Genomic DNA, 16131 nt, shown 5'->3' on the forward strand with positions numbered 1-16131 from the left:
GCGGCATCGTTCCGGCGTGCCCGTCACGGCTCCCGCATCAGGCGGCGGGCGATCATCCTGGCGATCGGGATGGCGGAGGTGGCGGCGGGGGAGGGCGCGTTGCAGACATGCAGCATGCGCTCCGTCTGGACGAACAGGAAGTCGTGGATGAGGGTGCCGTCCCTCCCCACCCCCTGGGCGCGGATGCCGGCCTCGTGCGGCAGGAGGTCGGCAAGCTTAAGGCCCGGGCAGTATTTCCGGCATTGCGCGAGATAACCCGGTTTCCAGAGCGAGTTGCGCAGCTCCGTCACGGCCGATTTCCGGTTGGCGAACACGGTCTTCCAGAAGCCGGGGAACAGCGCGTAGTCGGCCATGTCGGACAGGTTGACGGAAAGGCGCGGATAGCCCTCGCGGGCAAAGCCGATCACGGCATTGGGCCCGACCGTCACGCTGCCGTCGATCATCCGGGTCAGGTGGACGCCGAGGAAGGGCAAGGCGGGATCGGGAATAGGGTAGATCAGGTGGCGGACGATGTCGTTCCTGTCGGCGGGCAGGCGGTAATATTCGCCCCGGAAGGGCACGATGCGATGCGTGATCGACAGGCCGGCGAGAAGGGCGAGCCGGTCCGACTGGAGACCGCCGCAGACCACCAGCTTGCGCGCCTGCCAGCTTTCGCCGTCCGACCCGATGGTCACCGCGTCCGGTGCCTCGCGAAGGCCGGTCACGCGGGTGGACAGGCGGATCTCGCCGCCGAGGGCCGCAATGCGGCGTCCCATGGCCTCGCAGACCTCGGCATAGCTGACGATGCCGGTCGAGGGCACGAAGAGCGCCCCGCGGCCGCGGATATTCGGCTCGCGGTCCTTCAATTCGTCCGCGCCGAGGCGGTGCACCTCGATCGTGTTCTGCCTCGAGCGTTCGTAAAGCGCGTCCATGCGCTGCATTTCGAGATCGGAGGTGGCGACGAGAAGCTTGCCGCAGGTCTCGAAGCGGATGCCGTTCTCGGCGCAGAAGGCCTTGGTGGCGGCGGCGCCCTCGCGGCACAGCTCGGCCTTCAGGCTGCCGGGCGGATAGTAGATGCCGGCATGGATGACGCCGCTGTTGTGGCCGGTCTGGTGCCGGCCGAGCGCCGCCTCCTTCTCCAGGAGGACCAGGCTGCTGCCGGGACGATCCTCCAGAAGCCGCATGGCCGTTGCCAGCCCGACGATGCCGCCGCCGATGACGCAGTAATCGTATTTCATGTGTCTTGCCTCTCGGCGGCGGACTATGCGCCAACCGCCCGGCATCCGCCATAGCCCCGCGCCATTCCGGCGTGATCCTGCCCCGTTGAAGGCGGGTCATCGCCTATGGAAGAAAACCGCTGCCTTCTTCCCCTTCTCCCCCGCGGGGAGAAGGTGCCGGCAGGCGGATGAGGGGGGTGTCGAAGGCGCAAACGATCCGCATGGAGCCACCCCCTCATCCGACCCTTCGGGCCACCTTCTCCCCGCGGGGGAGAAGGGGATGTGCGGCACCGTCGAACGTCAGAGGCGATGACCCTGCGTTGCACGGGAACCGCGGGAGGGGATAAGAAACTGCTTTCGCCTTCCTATATGGAGCAAGGTGCATCCGGCAGGCCGGATGCGTTCGCGCAAAGACAAGGATTGATTCATGACCGAGAAATCCCCTGCCGACAATTTCCCCGCCGGCTACGAGCCTCCGAAGGTATGGACCTGGGAAAAGGGCAATGGCGGTGCCTTCGCCAATATCAACCGCCCCATTGCCGGCCCGACGCATGACAAGGACCTGCCGGTCGGCAAGCATCCCCTGCAGCTCTATTCGCTCGCCACGCCCAACGGCGTGAAGGTCACGATCATGCTGGAGGAGCTTCTGGCCGCCGGCCATGCGGGCGCCGAATACGATGCCTGGCCCATCCGCATCGGCGATGGCGACCAGTTCGGCTCCGGCTTCGTCGCGGTCAATCCGAATTCCAAGATCCCGGCGCTGATGGACCACGCGCCGGCGGGCGGCGGCGCGCCGGTGCGCGTCTTCGAATCCGCCTCCATCCTGCTCTATCTCGCCGAGAAGTTCGGCGCCTTCCTGCCGAGCGCGCTGCGCGCCCGCACGGAAACCTTCAACTGGCTGTTCTGGCAGACGGGCTCGGCGCCCTTCCTCGGCGGCGGCTTCGGCCATTTCTATGCCTATGCGCCGATGCGCATCCAATATGCCATCGACCGCTATGCCATGGAGGTGAAGCGCCAGCTCGACGTGCTCGACCGGCATCTGGCGGACAACCGGTTCATGGCCGGCGACGACTACACGATCGCCGACATGGCCATCTGGCCGTGGTACGGCAACCTCGCGCTCAACCAGGCCTATGGCGATGCCGGCACCTTCCTCGATGTCCGGAGCTACGGCAACGTCCAGCGCTGGACGGCCGAGATCGCGGCCCGCCCGGCGGTCAGGCGCGGCCGCATGGTGAACCGGTTGAGCGGCGATCCGTCCGAGCAGTTGCACGAGCGCCACGACGCCGCCGACTTCGACACGAAGACGCAGGACAAGCTGGAGGCGAACGGGACCGCATAAGGCCGATCAGGCCCGCCGTCGCCGCGCCATCAAGAGGAGGGCCAGCACGGCGCACAGGAGGCCGAGCGCGGCCGGCAGGCCCTGATGGCCGATCAGCTGCATGGCGAGGCCCGCCGCGGGCGAGCCGGTCATGCCGCCGATGCCCCAGACGAGGGCGAAGGCGGCATTGCCGGCGATCAGCGCCTGACCGGTGAAGCGCTCGCCAAGCTGGATCAGCGCCATGGTGTAGATGCCGAACGAGACCCCGCCCCAGACGAAGAGCAGCGGCCAGACGGGCCAGGCGGCAAAGGCCTGCGGCAGAAGCAGGCAGAAGAAAAGCGCGGCAAGCGCACAGGCCAGCATGGTGCGCGCCGCCCCGCAGCGCTCGGCGATGCGCCCCAGCACGACCTGCAGCACGGCATTGCCGGCGATGAACACGGTGATGAGCGCGGCGATGCGGGCCTCGCCGCTGCCGAGCGCCGCGCCATAGACCGCAAAGAGCGACACGAAGGTCTGCTCGAAGGCCGCCGCGGTGAAGACCGCGAAGAGGAGGAGCGGCGCGCGCGCGAAAATGCCGCCGACCGATGCCGTCTCGCCTTCCCGCGGCAGGTCCGGCAGGCGCCGGGCGACGGCGAAAACGATCAGGCTGCAGAGGACGAAGGCGGTGATGCCGACGAGGAACGGCGCCCAGCCCGCCGTGCCCGCAAGGCCGAGCGACAGCGGACCGATGGCGAAGCCGCCCGAGACGACCGAGGAATAGAGGCCGAGGATGCGGCCGCGGCGCGCGGCGGGCGTGAGCGCGATCAGCCAGGTCTCGCTGATCACATAGAGCGGATTGGCGAAGACGCCGAGGAGAAGACGCAGCGGCATCCAGGCCCGCACGTCCTGCACGAGCCCGATGGCCGCAAGCGTGAGCGCGGCGAGGAGCGCGCACAGGACCGCCAGCCGCGCCGCGCCGACGCGCCGCGCGAGCACCGGAATGAGCGGCGCCGAGACGATGAAGCCGAGCGGCGTCATGGCGGCGGACAGGCCGATGAGGCCGGGCGTCGTGCCCTGCCGTTCCAGGATGAAGCTGAGCAGCGGATAGGTCAGCCCCTGCGCCAGGGCGAAGACCGACACGGTCGCGATGATGCCGGCCATCGCGGCCCACGGAATGCCGCGCTCCTCACCTGCTGTCGTGCTTTCGGCCGTCATGCAAACCTCGACATGGTCCCGTCTTATACCCGCCAGAACGGCTTGGCGATCTCCGCGGCGACCTCGTCGCGCGTGAGGCCGATATCGGCGATCAGGTGCGGGGTCTCCGCCGCCTTGCGCGCGAGGTCCCAGCGAAAGCGCAGGCGGGCGTCCCAGGCGGCCAGAAGGGCACCGAGGCTTGCAAGGCCGGGCGGGGCGGGCAGTCTTGCCGCGCGAATGTGGGTCATGGCAACCTCCATCGGATTTTCGGGGAAAACCCGGTCCTGAAGGCTGGATTGTGCGGGAGGCGGACGGGAACCGTCCTTAAACCTTCCCAAAAAGTTCTCAAAAACTTCCAAAACCGGTTATAGATGCGCCCTATGCAGGGATCGCGCTTTGCCTTTGGTCCGTTCGTGCTTGATTCCGGTGCGGGAACGCTTCTTCGGAACGACGACCCCGTTGCCGTCGGCCATCGCGGGCTGAAGCTGCTTGCCGCGCTCGTCGGGCGGCCCGGCGAAATCCTCGGCAAGGCCGAGCTGATGGATGCGGCCTGGCCCGGCACGGCCGTCGAGGAGGGCAACCTCACCGTCCAGATCGCCCAGCTGCGCAAGCTGCTCGGCCCGGCCGAAGGCGGCGGCGAATGGATCTCGACGGTGCCGCGCGTCGGTTATCGCTTCACCGGGGCCATCGCGCCGCATCGGGTGGATCGCATGCCCCGTCCGCTGCCCGACAGGCCGTCGATCGCCGTGCTGCCCTTCGTCAATGTCAGCAGCGATCCGCAGCAGGAGAGCTTTTCCGACGGGCTGACGGAAGATCTCATCACGGACCTTTCCCGCATGCCCGGCCTCTTCGTCATCGCCCGCAACTCGGTCTTCGCCTACAAGGGCCGGGCGGCGGATGTGCGCGCCATCGCCGAGGATCTCGGCGTGCGCTACCTGCTGCAGGGCAGTGCGCGGCACGCCGGCGGGCGCGTGCGCATCAACGCGCAGCTGGTCGATGCACAGAACGGCGACCACCTGTGGGCCGAACGTTTCGACCGCAGCCTGGACGACATCTTCGCCGTGCAGGACGAGGTCGCCGGCAAGATCGTCGAGGCGCTGCTCGGGCGCCTGCGCGCCCCGCCGCCGCGCAACCGGCCGAACAACCTCGAAGCCTACGACCTGTGCGTGCGGGCGCGCAAGCTGATCGACGATTCGCCGCAGACGGCGCGCGAGGCGCACCTGATGCTGACGCGCGCCGTCGCGCTCGACCCTCACTATGCCGAGGCCTATCGCTGGCTCGCCATGAACCACTGGATGGGCTGGGTGCACTGGGGCGAGCCGGAGGAGCCGGCCCGCCGCCTCGCCCTTGCCCTTGCGGAAAAGGCCGTCGCGATCGATCCCAACGACGCGGGCTGCCGCTGGGTGCTGGCGAACCTGCTCGCCTACGAGCGCCGCTTCGACGAGGCGGATGCGGAATTCGCAAGAGCCATCGCGCTCGATCCGAACGAGGCCGACACCTTCGCCACCCTCTCCGACATCTTCGTCCTCGCCGGGCGCATCGAGGAGGGGCTGGAGCAGATCCGCAAGGCGTTCCGGCTCAATCCCTATCCGGCGAGCTGGTACTATCTGACGCTCGGCCAGGCGCAATATGCCGCCGGCGCCTATGAGGCCGCCGTCGAGACGCTGACCCGGGACGAGACCTACCGCACGGGCTCGCGCCGTTTCCTGGCGGCAAGCCTTGCCCAGCTCGGCCGGCTCGACGAGGCGCGGGCGGAGGTCGAACTGTTCCTGGTCGCGAACCCGCATTTTTCGACCAGCCAATGGGCCGAGACGGAGCCGTTCCGCGATGCCGCGACGCGGGCGCATTTCGTCGAGGGCTACCGCAAGGCCGGCCTTCCGGCATGAGGCCGGGCGGCGGGGAAGACGAGATCAGGGCGGGGCGCGCCGCGTCCCGGCCCGCAACAGGGAGGAAACCATGGCCGATGCAAGGATGATGGCGCAGATGACCGGCAAGGAGGGCTTTATCGCCGCCCTCGACCAGAGCGGAGGATCGACGCCCGGCGCCCTCCGGCTCTACGGCATCGCCGAGACCGACTATGACGGCGAGGAGGCGATGTTCCGCCTGATGCACGAGATGCGCGTGCGCATCATGACGGCGCCTGCCTTCACCGGCGAAAAGGTGATCGGCGCCATCCTGTTCGAGAAGACCATGGACGGCGAGGCCGGCGGCAGGTCGGTGCCGTCCTATCTGTGGGAGGAGCGCGGCGTCGTGCCCTTCCTCAAGGTCGACAAGGGCCTTGCCGCCGAGGAGGACGGCGCGCAGGTGATGAAGCCCATGCCCGATCTCGACGCCCTGCTTGCCCGCGCGGTGAAGAAGGGCATTTTCGGCACCAAGATGCGCTCGGTCATCGCCCATGCCGACAGGGCCGGCATCGCCGCCGTGGTGAAGCAGCAGTTCGCGGTCGGCCGGCAGATCCTCGGCCACGGCCTCGTGCCCATCATCGAGCCGGAAGTCTCGATCAAGAGCCCGAGCAAGGAGGAGGCCGAGACGATCCTGCGCGACGAGATCGCCCGGGAACTCGATGCGCTGCCGGCGGGCGAGAAGGTGATGCTCAAGCTCACCATCCCGACGGTCGCGGATTTCTACAGGCCGCTCGTCGACCACAAGGCGGTCACCCGCGTCGTCGCTCTTTCGGGCGGCTACAGCCGGGCGGATGCCTGCGAGAAGCTCAGCCGCAACCACGGCATGATCGCCAGTTTCTCGCGCGCCCTCACCGAGGATCTGCGCGTGACGATGAACGATGCCGAGTTCAATGCCAGCCTCGGCAGGACGATCGACGAGATCTACACCGCCAGCGTGGTGAAGGTCTGACGGCAGGGCCGCGGCCGCGCCGGTGCGGGCGCGGCGCTTGCCCTGAAACAGCATGAAACGCACGCCGCGAACGGGGCGCCGCCTCGTTCGCGGCGTCTGCGTGTGGAAGAGGACAAGCGGGATGACGAACATGCAGGATGTGCCTTCCTCCAACACCCACCACCTCGTCGTCGTCGGTGCGGGCTTTGCCGGCCTCGCGCTGGTCAAGGCGCTGCGGTTCCCGGGGCTGCGCATCACGATCGTCGACCAGCGCAACCACCACCTCTTCCAGCCGCTGCTCTACCAGGTGGCGACGACGATCCTGCCCACCTCGGACGTCGCCTGGCCGATCCGCAACCTCTTCAAGACGCGCGCGGACGTGACGACGATCCTCGGCGAGGTGGTCGGCATCGACGAGGCGGCACGCCTCGTCCGCCTCAAGGAGGGCGCGCCGCTTGCCTACGACACGCTGGTGCTCGCCACCGGCGCCCGGCATTCCTATTTCGGCCACGACGAATGGGAGGGCGCGGCACCGGGCCTGAAGTCGCTCGAGGACGCGACGACGATCCGCCGCCGCGTGCTCCTCGCCTTCGAGAAGGCCGAGGTCTCCGGGAGCGCCGAGGAGCGCGCGGCGCTGTTGACCTTCGTGGTGATCGGCGCCGGGCCGACCGGAGTCGAGCTTGCCGGCATCATCGCCGAACTGGCGCAGCACATCCTGCCGAAGGAATTCCGCACCATCGATACGCGCACCGCCCGCGTGATCCTGGTCGAGGCGGGGCCGCGCGTCCTGCCGGCCTTTCCCGAGAGCTTGTCGGCCTATGCGCAGGCGGCGCTCACCCGGCTCGGCGTCAGCGTGCAGACGGGCGAGGCGGTGACGAACATCACGGACGAGGGCGTGCGCATCGGCGAAAACGAGATCGCCGCCCGCACGGTCATCTGGGCGGCGGGCGTGAAGGCGTCTCCCGCCGCGGCCTGGCTCGGCGCGGAGGTCGACCGGGCGGGGCGCGTGCGGGTCGGGCCGGATCTCAGCGTGCCCGGCCATCCCGAAATCTTCGTCATCGGCGACACGGCGAGCGTGCTCAACGAGGACGGCACGCCGGTGCCGGGCATCGCGCCGGCGGCCAAGCAGCAGGGGCGCTTCGTGGCCGGGCTGCTGCGCGCGCGCCTCTCCGGAAAGCCGCCGCCGGCGCGCTTCCGCTATCGCCATTCCGGCAATCTCGCGACGATCGGCAGGAGCGCGGCGGTGGTGGATTTCGGCCGCATCCAGCTGAAGGGCGCACTGGCCTGGTGGTTCTGGGGCATCGCCCATATCTTCTTCCTGATCGGCACCCGCAGCCGCATCGCCGTGGCGCTGAGCTGGCTGTGGTCCTATGCCACCGGCCGCAACAGCGCCCGCCTGATCACCCAGCGCGACATTCACCGGAACGAGCGGTAGCGAGGCCGCCGGCGCCCCCCCGCATGCCCGGCCGTCCGGTCGCGGCTCCGCGTTTCGGAGCCGCTGGTTCCCGTGCCTTGTTTTTCCTGCCGAATTGCCTGTCGCGGTCCTACCCGGGGCGCGGCCTTGCAGAGCCTTGCAAGGAATCTTGCGGTGGCCGTCTTGACTGCAAGGCGCTTTGCCAACACCATCGGCGCTGCAAACAACCTTGTCGAGCGCCATGACCCTTCTCGATCGCATAAAGGCCAAGTCCAGGAAGCTGACGGAGGCGGACCAGAAGCTGATCGCCGCCATGCTGGAAAACCGCGCGGAGGCGGCGTTCCTGTCCGGGCCGCAGCTTTCCCAGCGCGCCAGCGTGCATGAGGCGACGGCGACGCGGCTGGCGCAGAAGCTCGGCTACAAGGGCTTTCCGGACCTGCGGGCCGAACTGCAGCGCGAGGTGCTGCTCGACCAGGACGCGGCCAACCGCATGCGCCGCTCGGTCGCCAAGGTCGAGCACGGCGATTACCTTTCCGACCTCATCACGGCCGAGATCGCCGCGCTGGAGACGCTGGCCCGCGCCGTGCCGCAGGCCGATGTCGACCGTGCCGCCGACATGATCTTCGAGGCGCGCCGCGTCTTCGTCTTCGGCCAGGGCCATGCCCAGTCCGTCGCCGGCTTCCTGCAGCGCCGGCTCGACCGGTTCGGCATGACGACCATCGCGCTGACGGGCCGCGGCCGTGACATTGCCGAACGGCTGGTCGGCATGGAGGCGGGCGACCTCGTCGTCGCGCTCGCCTTCCGCAAGCAGCCGCAAAGCTACGGGCCGCTGGTGCGCCATGCCGCGCGGGTCGGCGCGCGCACCATCCTCGTCTCGGATCTTGCCGGGCCGCTGATGGAGCCCGCCGCCGATCTGATGCTCGCCGCCCCGCGCGGGCGCTCGGGAAGCGAATTCCAGACCCCGACGATCCCCTTCGCCATCGTCAACGGCATCGTGCTGACGATCGCCGGACGGCATGAGCGGGAGGTCATCGGGCGATTGGAGAAACTGTCGGAGCTGTTCAACGACTTCGACTGACGTGAGAAAATGGAGGAGGAAACCATGTTGAAATGCGTATACGCATCCGCCCTCGTGGCGTGTCTCGCCCTGCCGGGCATCGCGTTTTCCGAGGATCTCGACAGCCTGACGCCGGAGCAATTGCTGCCGCTCGCCCAGAAGGAGGGCAGCGTCACGGTCTTCTCGCTGTCGAGCCGCATCGCCAGGATCGAGGCGGCCTTCGAGGCGGCCTATCCGGGCATAGACCTGATCGGCGTCGACATGAGCTCGACCAAGCAGATCGCCCGCGTGGAGGCCGAGCAGCAGGCCGGCGTCCATGCCGTCGACGTGCTCTACATCGCCGATACGCCCGTCGTCTTCACGAAGCTTGTGGAGGCAAAGCGCGTCGTGAACTACGTGCCGCCGCGCGTGGCGGACGAGCTGGAGGACCGCTACAAGGCGCCGCTGCTCACCCAGCGCCTCTCCACCAAGGTGCTGATGTACAACGAGAAGGCCTTCCCGGGCGGTTCGCCCGTGACCAATCTCTGGCAGCTCACCGAGCCGGAATGGCAGGGCCGGGTGCTGATGGTCGATCCGAGCCAGCGCGGCGAACTGCTCGACCTCCTCACCGAGATCGCGCTGCATCCCGACGAGATGGCGGCGGCCTACAAGGCGCAGTACGGCAAGGACATCGAGGTCGAGGACGGCCTCGAGGGCGCCGGCGAGCAGTTCATCAAGGCACTGTTCGAAAACGACCTCATCCTTTTGCCCAACAGCGACGTGCTCAACAAGTCGATCGGCGACGTCAACGCCAAGAACCCGCCCGTCGGCTTCGGCACCTATTCGGACCGCCGCGACAACGAGAAGGAAGGCTGGGCGCTGCAGGTCGCCAACAATGTCGAGCCGGCGAACGGCATCCTCTTCCCGGCGGTGCTGACGATCGCCGACAAGGCGCCGCATCCGGCCGCCGCGCGCCTCCTGATCGACTTCATGTTCGGCGACGACACGCCGACCGGCGGGCCGGGCTTCGAGCCCTTCAACGTGCCGGGCGACTATGCGGTGCGCAAGGCGATCGCCGACCATCCCGATTCCGTCAAGCTCGGCGAGCTGAAGGCCTGGACGATCGATCCGGCGAAGACGGCGGCCGCGCGCGGCCGCATCGCCGACCTCATCATCACGCTTCAGTAACGGACCCGTCCACCGGCGCGCTTTCGGGCGCCGGTGGACGCGGAGGATCACCATGACATCCACGTCGCTTTCCGTGCCATCGGGCAGGCGCCTGCTCCGATCGGGCTTTCTCCTGCCGGCGCTGCTCATCGCCATCGTCGCCGTCCTCGTCGTCGCGCCGCTCCTGCGCATTCTCCTGTCCACGCTGACGCCCGAGGGTCTGGAAGCCTGGCAGGCGGTGCTCGCCAGCCGGCTCTCCGCCAATCTGTGGTGGCGCCCGCTCCTCAACACGATGATCCTCGGCTTTTGCGTGGCCGGCGGCTGCCTCCTGATGGGCGGCTTCCTTGCCTGGCTGGTCGTGCTCACCGACGTGCCGGGCCGGCGCTTCCTCACCCTGATGGCGACGCTGCCCTACATGATCCCGAGCTTCGCCGCCGCGCTCGCCTGGGGCACGCTGTTCCGCAATTCCCGCCTCGGCGGTTCGGCCGGCTTCTTCGAGACGAACGGCCTTGCCATTCCCGACTGGCTCGCCTGGGGCCTCATCCCCACGGCGATCGTGCTCATCGCGCACTATTATTCGCTCGCCTACACGATCATCGCCGCCGCGCTCAGCTCCGTCGGGGCCGATCTCGTCGAGGCCGGGCAGATGGCCGGCGCCAGGCGCCCCCGCATCTTCTTCGGCATCATCCTGCCGGTCGTCACGCCCGCGCTGGTCGCCGCCGCCTCGCTCACCTTCGCCGGCGCCGTCTCCAACTTCGCCGCGCCCGCGCTGCTCGGCCTGCCTGTGCGCATGCAGACGCTTTCCACCCGCCTCTTCGGCATGATCGAGACGGGGCAGAACGAGCGCGGCTTCGTCATCGCGCTGCTTCTGATCGCCGTCTCGGCGCTGTTCCTCTTCCTCTCCGACCGCATCGTCTCCGGCCGCAAGGCCTTCATCACGGTCACCGGCAAGGGCGGGCGCACCAAGCGCTTTCCGCTCGGCGGCTGGCGCTGGCCGCTCTTCGCGCTCGCCGTGCTCATCGGCTTCGCCACCACCGTTCTGCCCGTTCTGGTGCTCGCGGCCTCCAGCCTTGCCCCGCAGAGCGGCGCGCTGTTCTCCAACTGGACGCTGCATTTCTGGATCGGCGAGGGCGGCGGCCAGATGGCGCAGGGCCAGGCCGGCATCTTCCGCAATCCCGTGCTGCTCGATGCGCTCTGGACCACGATCCGCCTCGGCCTCGTCGTTGCCTTCACCACCATGCTGCTCGGCCTTGCGCTCGCCTATACGATCGTGCAGCGCCGCGGCAGCCTCATCGCCACCGTGCTCAGCCAGCTCGCCTTCCTGCCGCTGCTGATCCCGAGCATCGCCTTCGCCGCGGCCTATATCGCGCTCTACGGCGCGCCCATCGGTCCGCTGCCCTCGCTCTACGGCACCTTCGCGCTGCTGGTCATCGCGGCCTCGGCGCACAACCTGCCCTTCGCCGTGCAGTCCGGCCGCTCCGTGCTCGGGCAGATCTCGGCCGATATCGAGGAAAGCGCCCGGCTGACCGGCGCGAGCCTCGTGCGGCGCCTCTTCGCCATCATCTTCCCGCTGGCGATCCGGGGCCTGTTCGCCGGGGCGATCCTCGTCTTCGTGAAGATGGTGCGCGACCTCTCGCTGGTCGTGCTGCTCTTCACCGCCACCTCGCCGGTGCTCAGCATGGTCGCCTACCGCTATGCGGCCGAAGGTTTCATGCAGTTCGCCAATGCCATCACCCTCGTCATCCTCGTGGTCTGCCTTGCTGCCTCCTTCCTCGCCCATGGCCTGCAGAACCGCGTCCAGAAATGGAAAGAGACATGAACGCCCTTGCCACAGGCGCCGCGGACGCCATCCAGATCCGCAATCTCGTCAAGCGGTTCGGTGCCTTCACCGCCGTGAAGGACGTCGACATCTCCGTTCCGCCCGGTGCCTTCCTGGTCCTCGTCGGCCCGTCGGGCTGCGGCAAGTCGACCCTGCTGCGCATGCTGGCCGGCTTGGAAAGCCCGAGCGAGGGCGAGATCGCCTTCGTCGGGCAGACCGTCTCCAGCGGCGCGGGCGGCGTCATCGCCGATGCCGGCCGGCGCAATGCCGGGCTCGTCTTCCAGAGCTACGCGCTCTGGCCGCACATGACCGTTGCCGGCAACATCGCCTGGCCGCTGAAGGTCGCGAGATGGCCGCGCGAAAAGCGCGAGCGGCGGGTGAGGGAGGTGCTCGCCCTGCTCGGCATCGACGCGCTTGCCGAGCGCTATCCGGCCGAGATTTCCGGCGGCCAGCAGCAGCGCGTGGCGATCGCCCGCACCATCGCGCCCGAGCCGAGCATCCTGCTTTTCGACGAGCCGTTGTCGAATCTCGACGCCAAGCTGCGCATCGAGATGCGCAGCGAGCTGATGCGCATCCACCGGGCGACGGGCGCGACCTCGGTCTACGTCACGCATGACCAGGTGGAGGCGATGACGATGGCGACCCATGTCGCCGTGCTCAACAATGGCCGCGTCGAGCAGTTCGGCAAGCCGATCGACCTCCTGCGCAACCCTCAGACCACCTTCGTCGCCACCTTCCTCGGCACGCCGCCGGCCAATCTCCTGCCGGTGCGCCGGGAGGGCGACGCCCTCCTCTTCAACGACCTGGCCCTCGCGCCGGCCGCGCTCGCCGGCGGGCGGGCGGAAGCGCAGCTCCTCTACCGCGCCGAGGATGTCGGCGTCGGCGTCGTTGCCGGCATGCCCTCGCTGACGGCGCGCTTTGCCGAGGCCGCGCCGATCGCCGGGCGCACCATGGTGACGGCGATGATCGGCGAGCTGCGCATCACCGGCATGGCGGACGGCTATTTCACGGCAACGCCCGGCGAGCCGATCCCCCTCTCGTTCATTCGCACACCCGATGCGGTCTTCGCCGCCACTGGAGAAAGGATACATCAATGAGGCTGATCCTCATGCGTCACGGCGAAACGGAATGGAACGCCGAGCAGCGGCTGCAGGGCCAGGACAATTCGCTGTTGTCCGAGCGCGGCGTCGCCCAGGTCAAGCGCTTCCGTCCCTATGCCAGGGCGCTGAAGCCGGCCCGCATCATCGCCTCGGATCTCGGCCGCACCCGCCAGACCGTCGCGCTCATCGGCCATCCCGACGCCCCCTCCGACGAGCGGTTCCGCGAACTCGACATGGGCGCATGGACGGGCCTTCGCAAGCCGGACCTGATCGCCGACCATCCCGAGGACTACGTCGCCTGGCGCGCCGGCATCTTCACCCCGACGCGGGGCGAGACCTGGAGCGCCTTCCGCGGCCGCGTCGCCGACGGCGTGCACGACTGGATGTCCCGCACGGAGGGCGATCTGCTGATCGTCGCCCATGGCGGCGTCATCCGTGCCGTCTGCCACGAATTCCTCGACCTGCCGCCCTCGCGCGTCGTTCCCGTCACGCCGGGCACCGCGACCATCCTCAACTTCCCGCAAAAGAACGGCGCGGCCGCCCAGCTCGAAGGCTACAATATCGGCTCCGTCGCGCCGGACGTCTCCGTCGCCGATTGAGACGGGGCAGCGGGCATCCAGCCCGTCGGAGCCGCGCGTTTTCCGCGGCACCCCGGCCTGTCACCGGCCGCTGGCGGGGAGGGCGCCGCTCAGTCGAGCACGGCCATGCGCAGCTCGGCCTCGCGGCCGAGCTTGGTCATCCACTCGGTATATTGCGGGCGGCTCCTGATCTGGCGGCCGTAGTGCCGGCCGAGCGCGGCCGTCAGTTCGCCCCTGCGGCCGAGCTGCGCGTCGGCAAAGCCGACCATCTGCGAATTCGGCCAGGCCTGCGGACGGATGGCGACGAGACGGGTGAAGAGGTCTTCGGCCGGCTCGTCGGGGCTGGCCTGCGCCATCAGGGCCAGCATGGCGGCCGTCGAGCGCGACACGCCCATGTGGCAATGGACGAGGAGGTGGCTCGGCGCCGCGCGGTCCTGCCGCGCCTGGAAATCCGCGCCGAACTCAAGGATCGCCTCGACATGGTCCGGGCGGGGCATCACCTGGTCGGGCAGCGCGGCGATGATGTCGTGGAAGCGCAGCGTCGTGCGGTGGTGCCGTCCATAGGTGGCGAAGGTCTCGAGCTCGGGGAGGTCGGGGTCGACGATGGACAGCACATGGGTCACCTTGCGGTCACGCTGGCTGGGCAGTTCCTCGATCCCGCAAACCGTCAGTTCCGGGGTGAAAATCACGTCCATGGTCTTTCCTTCCAATCCTGTCTGCCTTGGCGCGCCGCCTCTCCCGCGCCTTGCACGAAGGCAGGGTGGAAGCGTGGCGCCCGCCGCCCGTTTGTACGACAGCCGCGAGCGGGCCGATAGAGCCAAATTCCCGGGGCTTGCGCGGAAGATCGGGCGGTGCGGCCGGCTGCCGCCATCGTGCGGGACGGCGCCTATGATCCGGCGGAATAGAGGTCGGCATAACTCTCGCGCAGCACGTTCTTCTGCACCTTGCCCATCGTGTTGCGCGGCAGGTCCTCGACGAAGAGCACGCGCTTGGGCTGCTTGTAGCGCGCCAGCCGGTCCTTCAGCCCGTCGAGCACCGCCTGTTCGTCGATGGCCGCGCCCTTCTGGCGCACCACGACGGCCGTCACGCCCTCGCCGAAATCGGGATGGGGCACGCCGATGACCGCGCTCTCGACGATGCCGGGCATGCCGTCGATCTCGGTTTCCACCTCCTTCGGATAGATGTTGTAGCCGCCGGAAATGACGAGGTCCTTGCCGCGTCCGACGATGTGCACGTAGCCGCGCGCGTCGATCAGGCCGAGATCGCCGGTGATGAAGAAGCCGTCCGCGCGGAACTCCGCCGCCGTCTTCTCCGGCATGCGCCAGTAGCCCTTGAAGACGTTCGGCCCCTTCACCTCGATCATGCCGGTCTCGCCGTCCGGCAGGGGCCTGCCGGTCTCCGGCTCGGTGACGCGCAGCGACACGCCCGGCAGCGGGAAGCCCACCGTGCCGGCAATGCGATCGCCATCATAGGGGTTGGAGGTGTTCATGTTGGTCTCGGTCATGCCGTAGCGCTCCAGGATGGCATGGCCGGTCTTTTCCGAGAAGCTGCGATGGGTTTCGGCGAGCAGCGGCGCGGAGCCGGAGACGAAGAGCCGCATGCCGGCCGTTGCCGCCGGCGTCAGGCCGGGATGCTGCACGAGGCGGACATAGAAGGTCGGCACGCCCATCATCACGGTGGCCTCCGCCATCAGGCGCAGCACCTCGTCGGCATCGAACTTCGGCAGCAGGTACATCGACGAACCGGACAGCAGCGTGACGTTCGAGGCGACGAACAGGCCGTGCGTGTGGAAGATCGGCAGGGCATGGATCAGCCGGTCGGTGCGGGTGAAGCGCCAGTGGTCGCGAAGGGCGAGCGCGTTGGACAGCAGGTTGTCGTGCGTCAGCATCGCGCCCTTGGAGCGGCCCGTCGTGCCGGAGGTGTAGAGGATCGCCGCGAGGTCGTCGGCGCCGCGCTCCGCGTCGAGGAAATCGGTCTCCTCGTCCGCCGCAAGCTCCAGCAGCGAGCCGCCGCCCTTGTCGTCCAGCGTTTCGACCCCGGCGCCGTATTTGCCGGCGATGGGGCTGACGCCCTCGCGGGCACCCGGCGAGACGACGACCAGGCTCGGCTCGGCATCGCCGATAAAATAGTCGAGTTCGGCCAGCGTATAGGCGGTGTTGAGCGGCAGGTAGACGGCGCCGGCCCTGACGCAGGCGAGATAGACCATCAGCGCCTCGGGGCTCTTTTCCACCTGCACGGCGACCCTGTCGCCCGGGCGCACGCCGCGCGCGGCGAGGGTGCCGGCGAGCTGTCCCGAAAGCGCGATCATGTCGCCATAGGTCCATCGACGCCCGTCGCCCGTCTCGATGAAGATCGCCTCCGGCCGTGCCGCTGCCCGGATCGCGTCGAAGAGATGGTTGCTCATGGGGTCGTTTCCCTCGTGTTGCCGATTCTGTCCCGCGCCGGGCCAAGCCGCGAGCACACTAGAGCATTTCCAGCCGAAGCGAAGTCGCTTC

The 16131-nt window shown here is 68.6% G+C and carries 14 protein-coding genes; 9 read left to right on the forward strand and 5 right to left on the reverse strand.

Annotated elements, in window-relative coordinates:
* Window positions 1-23: 23 nt before the first annotated feature.
* Window positions 24-1217, reverse strand: coding sequence for an L-2-hydroxyglutarate oxidase (lhgO, locus tag AABF56_RS33110; RefSeq protein ID WP_272808881.1), 1194 nt, complete (start codon window positions 1215-1217; stop codon window positions 24-26).
* A 406-nt stretch (window positions 1218-1623) separates the two neighbouring features.
* On the opposite strand from lhgO, the gene yghU reads away from it, so the two are divergent.
* A complete protein-coding gene (gene yghU, locus AABF56_RS33115) occupies window positions 1624-2538 on the forward strand; it encodes a glutathione-dependent disulfide-bond oxidoreductase (protein ID WP_272808882.1) in 915 nt (304 codons plus the stop codon).
* Window positions 2539-2544: 6 nt separating this feature from the next.
* Here the strand turns inward: yghU and AABF56_RS33120 are convergent, their stop codons facing one another.
* Both AABF56_RS33120 and AABF56_RS33125 read right to left on the reverse strand, forming a co-directional pair.
* A complete protein-coding gene (locus tag AABF56_RS33120; RefSeq protein WP_272808883.1) occupies window positions 2545-3711 on the reverse strand; it encodes an MFS transporter in 1167 nt (388 codons plus the stop codon).
* Between the two features lie 23 nt (window positions 3712-3734).
* Entirely contained in the window at window positions 3735-3938 is a 204-nt protein-coding gene (locus AABF56_RS33125) for a DUF1127 domain-containing protein (protein ID WP_272808884.1), read from the reverse strand.
* 132 nt (window positions 3939-4070) lie between these two features.
* On the opposite strand from AABF56_RS33125, the gene AABF56_RS33130 reads away from it, so the two are divergent.
* From AABF56_RS33130 to AABF56_RS33165, 8 genes are all read left to right on the forward strand, one after another.
* Window positions 4071-5576, forward strand: a complete 1506-nt coding sequence (locus tag AABF56_RS33130) for a winged helix-turn-helix domain-containing tetratricopeptide repeat protein (RefSeq protein ID WP_272808885.1) — start codon at window positions 4071-4073, stop codon at window positions 5574-5576.
* Window positions 5577-5646: 70 nt separating this feature from the next.
* Window positions 5647-6543 (forward strand): fructose bisphosphate aldolase, encoded by an 897-nt coding sequence (locus AABF56_RS33135; protein WP_272808886.1) that lies wholly within the window; start codon window positions 5647-5649, stop codon window positions 6541-6543.
* Between the two features lie 130 nt (window positions 6544-6673).
* Window positions 6674-7957 (forward strand): NAD(P)/FAD-dependent oxidoreductase, encoded by a 1284-nt coding sequence (locus AABF56_RS33140; protein WP_272809010.1) that lies wholly within the window; start codon window positions 6674-6676, stop codon window positions 7955-7957.
* A 220-nt stretch (window positions 7958-8177) separates the two neighbouring features.
* Complete coding sequence (locus tag AABF56_RS33145; RefSeq protein WP_272808887.1) at window positions 8178-9014, forward strand: MurR/RpiR family transcriptional regulator; 837 nt, start codon at window positions 8178-8180, stop codon at window positions 9012-9014.
* Window positions 9015-9038: 24 nt separating this feature from the next.
* Window positions 9039-10160 carry an ABC transporter substrate-binding protein gene (locus tag AABF56_RS33150; protein WP_272808888.1) on the forward strand — a complete coding sequence of 374 codons (1122 nt, stop codon included), beginning with the start codon at window positions 9039-9041 and terminating at the stop codon, window positions 10158-10160.
* A gap of 52 nt (window positions 10161-10212) precedes the next feature.
* Window positions 10213-11958 (forward strand): ABC transporter permease, encoded by a 1746-nt coding sequence (locus tag AABF56_RS33155; RefSeq protein WP_272808889.1) that lies wholly within the window; start codon window positions 10213-10215, stop codon window positions 11956-11958.
* Window positions 11955-13055 carry an ABC transporter ATP-binding protein gene (locus AABF56_RS33160; protein ID WP_272808890.1) on the forward strand — a complete coding sequence of 367 codons (1101 nt, stop codon included), beginning with the start codon at window positions 11955-11957 and terminating at the stop codon, window positions 13053-13055. The genes AABF56_RS33155 and AABF56_RS33160 overlap by 4 nt, the downstream gene beginning before the upstream one ends.
* Window positions 13052-13657 (forward strand): histidine phosphatase family protein, encoded by a 606-nt coding sequence (locus AABF56_RS33165; RefSeq protein ID WP_272808891.1) that lies wholly within the window; start codon window positions 13052-13054, stop codon window positions 13655-13657. Before AABF56_RS33160 ends, AABF56_RS33165 begins: the two co-directional genes overlap by 4 nt.
* 89 nt (window positions 13658-13746) lie before the next feature.
* On the opposite strand, the gene AABF56_RS33170 is transcribed toward AABF56_RS33165, so the two are convergent.
* Both AABF56_RS33170 and AABF56_RS33175 read right to left on the reverse strand, forming a co-directional pair.
* Complete coding sequence (locus AABF56_RS33170; protein ID WP_272808892.1) at window positions 13747-14331, reverse strand: tyrosine phosphatase family protein; 585 nt, start codon at window positions 14329-14331, stop codon at window positions 13747-13749.
* 191 nt (window positions 14332-14522) lie between these two features.
* Window positions 14523-16040, reverse strand: a complete 1518-nt coding sequence (locus AABF56_RS33175; RefSeq protein ID WP_272808893.1) for a malonate--CoA ligase — start codon at window positions 16038-16040, stop codon at window positions 14523-14525.
* Window positions 16041-16131 lie beyond the last annotated feature (91 nt).

Source organism: Shinella sp. WSC3-e (assembly GCF_945994535.1).
Lineage (GTDB): Bacteria > Pseudomonadota > Alphaproteobacteria > Rhizobiales > Rhizobiaceae > Shinella > Shinella yambaruensis.

What these genes read in the sequence shown, in the direction of transcription:
- lhgO (WP_272808881.1), bottom strand. Translation starts at nt 1,217, where the DNA reads ATGAAATACGATTACTGCGTCATCGGCGGCGGCATCGTCGGGCTGGCA.
- yghU (WP_272808882.1), top strand. Translation starts at nt 1,624, where the DNA reads ATGACCGAGAAATCCCCTGCCGACAATTTCCCCGCCGGCTACGAGCCT.
- AABF56_RS33120 (WP_272808883.1), bottom strand. Translation starts at nt 3,711, where the DNA reads ATGACGGCCGAAAGCACGACAGCAGGTGAGGAGCGCGGCATTCCGTGG.
- AABF56_RS33125 (WP_272808884.1), bottom strand. Translation starts at nt 3,938, where the DNA reads ATGACCCACATTCGCGCGGCAAGACTGCCCGCCCCGCCCGGCCTTGCA.
- AABF56_RS33130 (WP_272808885.1), top strand. Translation starts at nt 4,071, where the DNA reads ATGCAGGGATCGCGCTTTGCCTTTGGTCCGTTCGTGCTTGATTCCGGT.
- AABF56_RS33135 (WP_272808886.1), top strand. Translation starts at nt 5,647, where the DNA reads ATGGCCGATGCAAGGATGATGGCGCAGATGACCGGCAAGGAGGGCTTT.
- AABF56_RS33140 (WP_272809010.1), top strand. Translation starts at nt 6,674, where the DNA reads ATGCAGGATGTGCCTTCCTCCAACACCCACCACCTCGTCGTCGTCGGT.
- AABF56_RS33145 (WP_272808887.1), top strand. Translation starts at nt 8,178, where the DNA reads ATGACCCTTCTCGATCGCATAAAGGCCAAGTCCAGGAAGCTGACGGAG.
- AABF56_RS33150 (WP_272808888.1), top strand. Translation starts at nt 9,039, where the DNA reads ATGTTGAAATGCGTATACGCATCCGCCCTCGTGGCGTGTCTCGCCCTG.
- AABF56_RS33155 (WP_272808889.1), top strand. Translation starts at nt 10,213, where the DNA reads ATGACATCCACGTCGCTTTCCGTGCCATCGGGCAGGCGCCTGCTCCGA.
- AABF56_RS33160 (WP_272808890.1), top strand. Translation starts at nt 11,955, where the DNA reads ATGAACGCCCTTGCCACAGGCGCCGCGGACGCCATCCAGATCCGCAAT.
- AABF56_RS33165 (WP_272808891.1), top strand. Translation starts at nt 13,052, where the DNA reads ATGAGGCTGATCCTCATGCGTCACGGCGAAACGGAATGGAACGCCGAG.
- AABF56_RS33170 (WP_272808892.1), bottom strand. Translation starts at nt 14,331, where the DNA reads ATGGACGTGATTTTCACCCCGGAACTGACGGTTTGCGGGATCGAGGAA.
- AABF56_RS33175 (WP_272808893.1), bottom strand. Translation starts at nt 16,040, where the DNA reads ATGAGCAACCATCTCTTCGACGCGATCCGGGCAGCGGCACGGCCGGAG.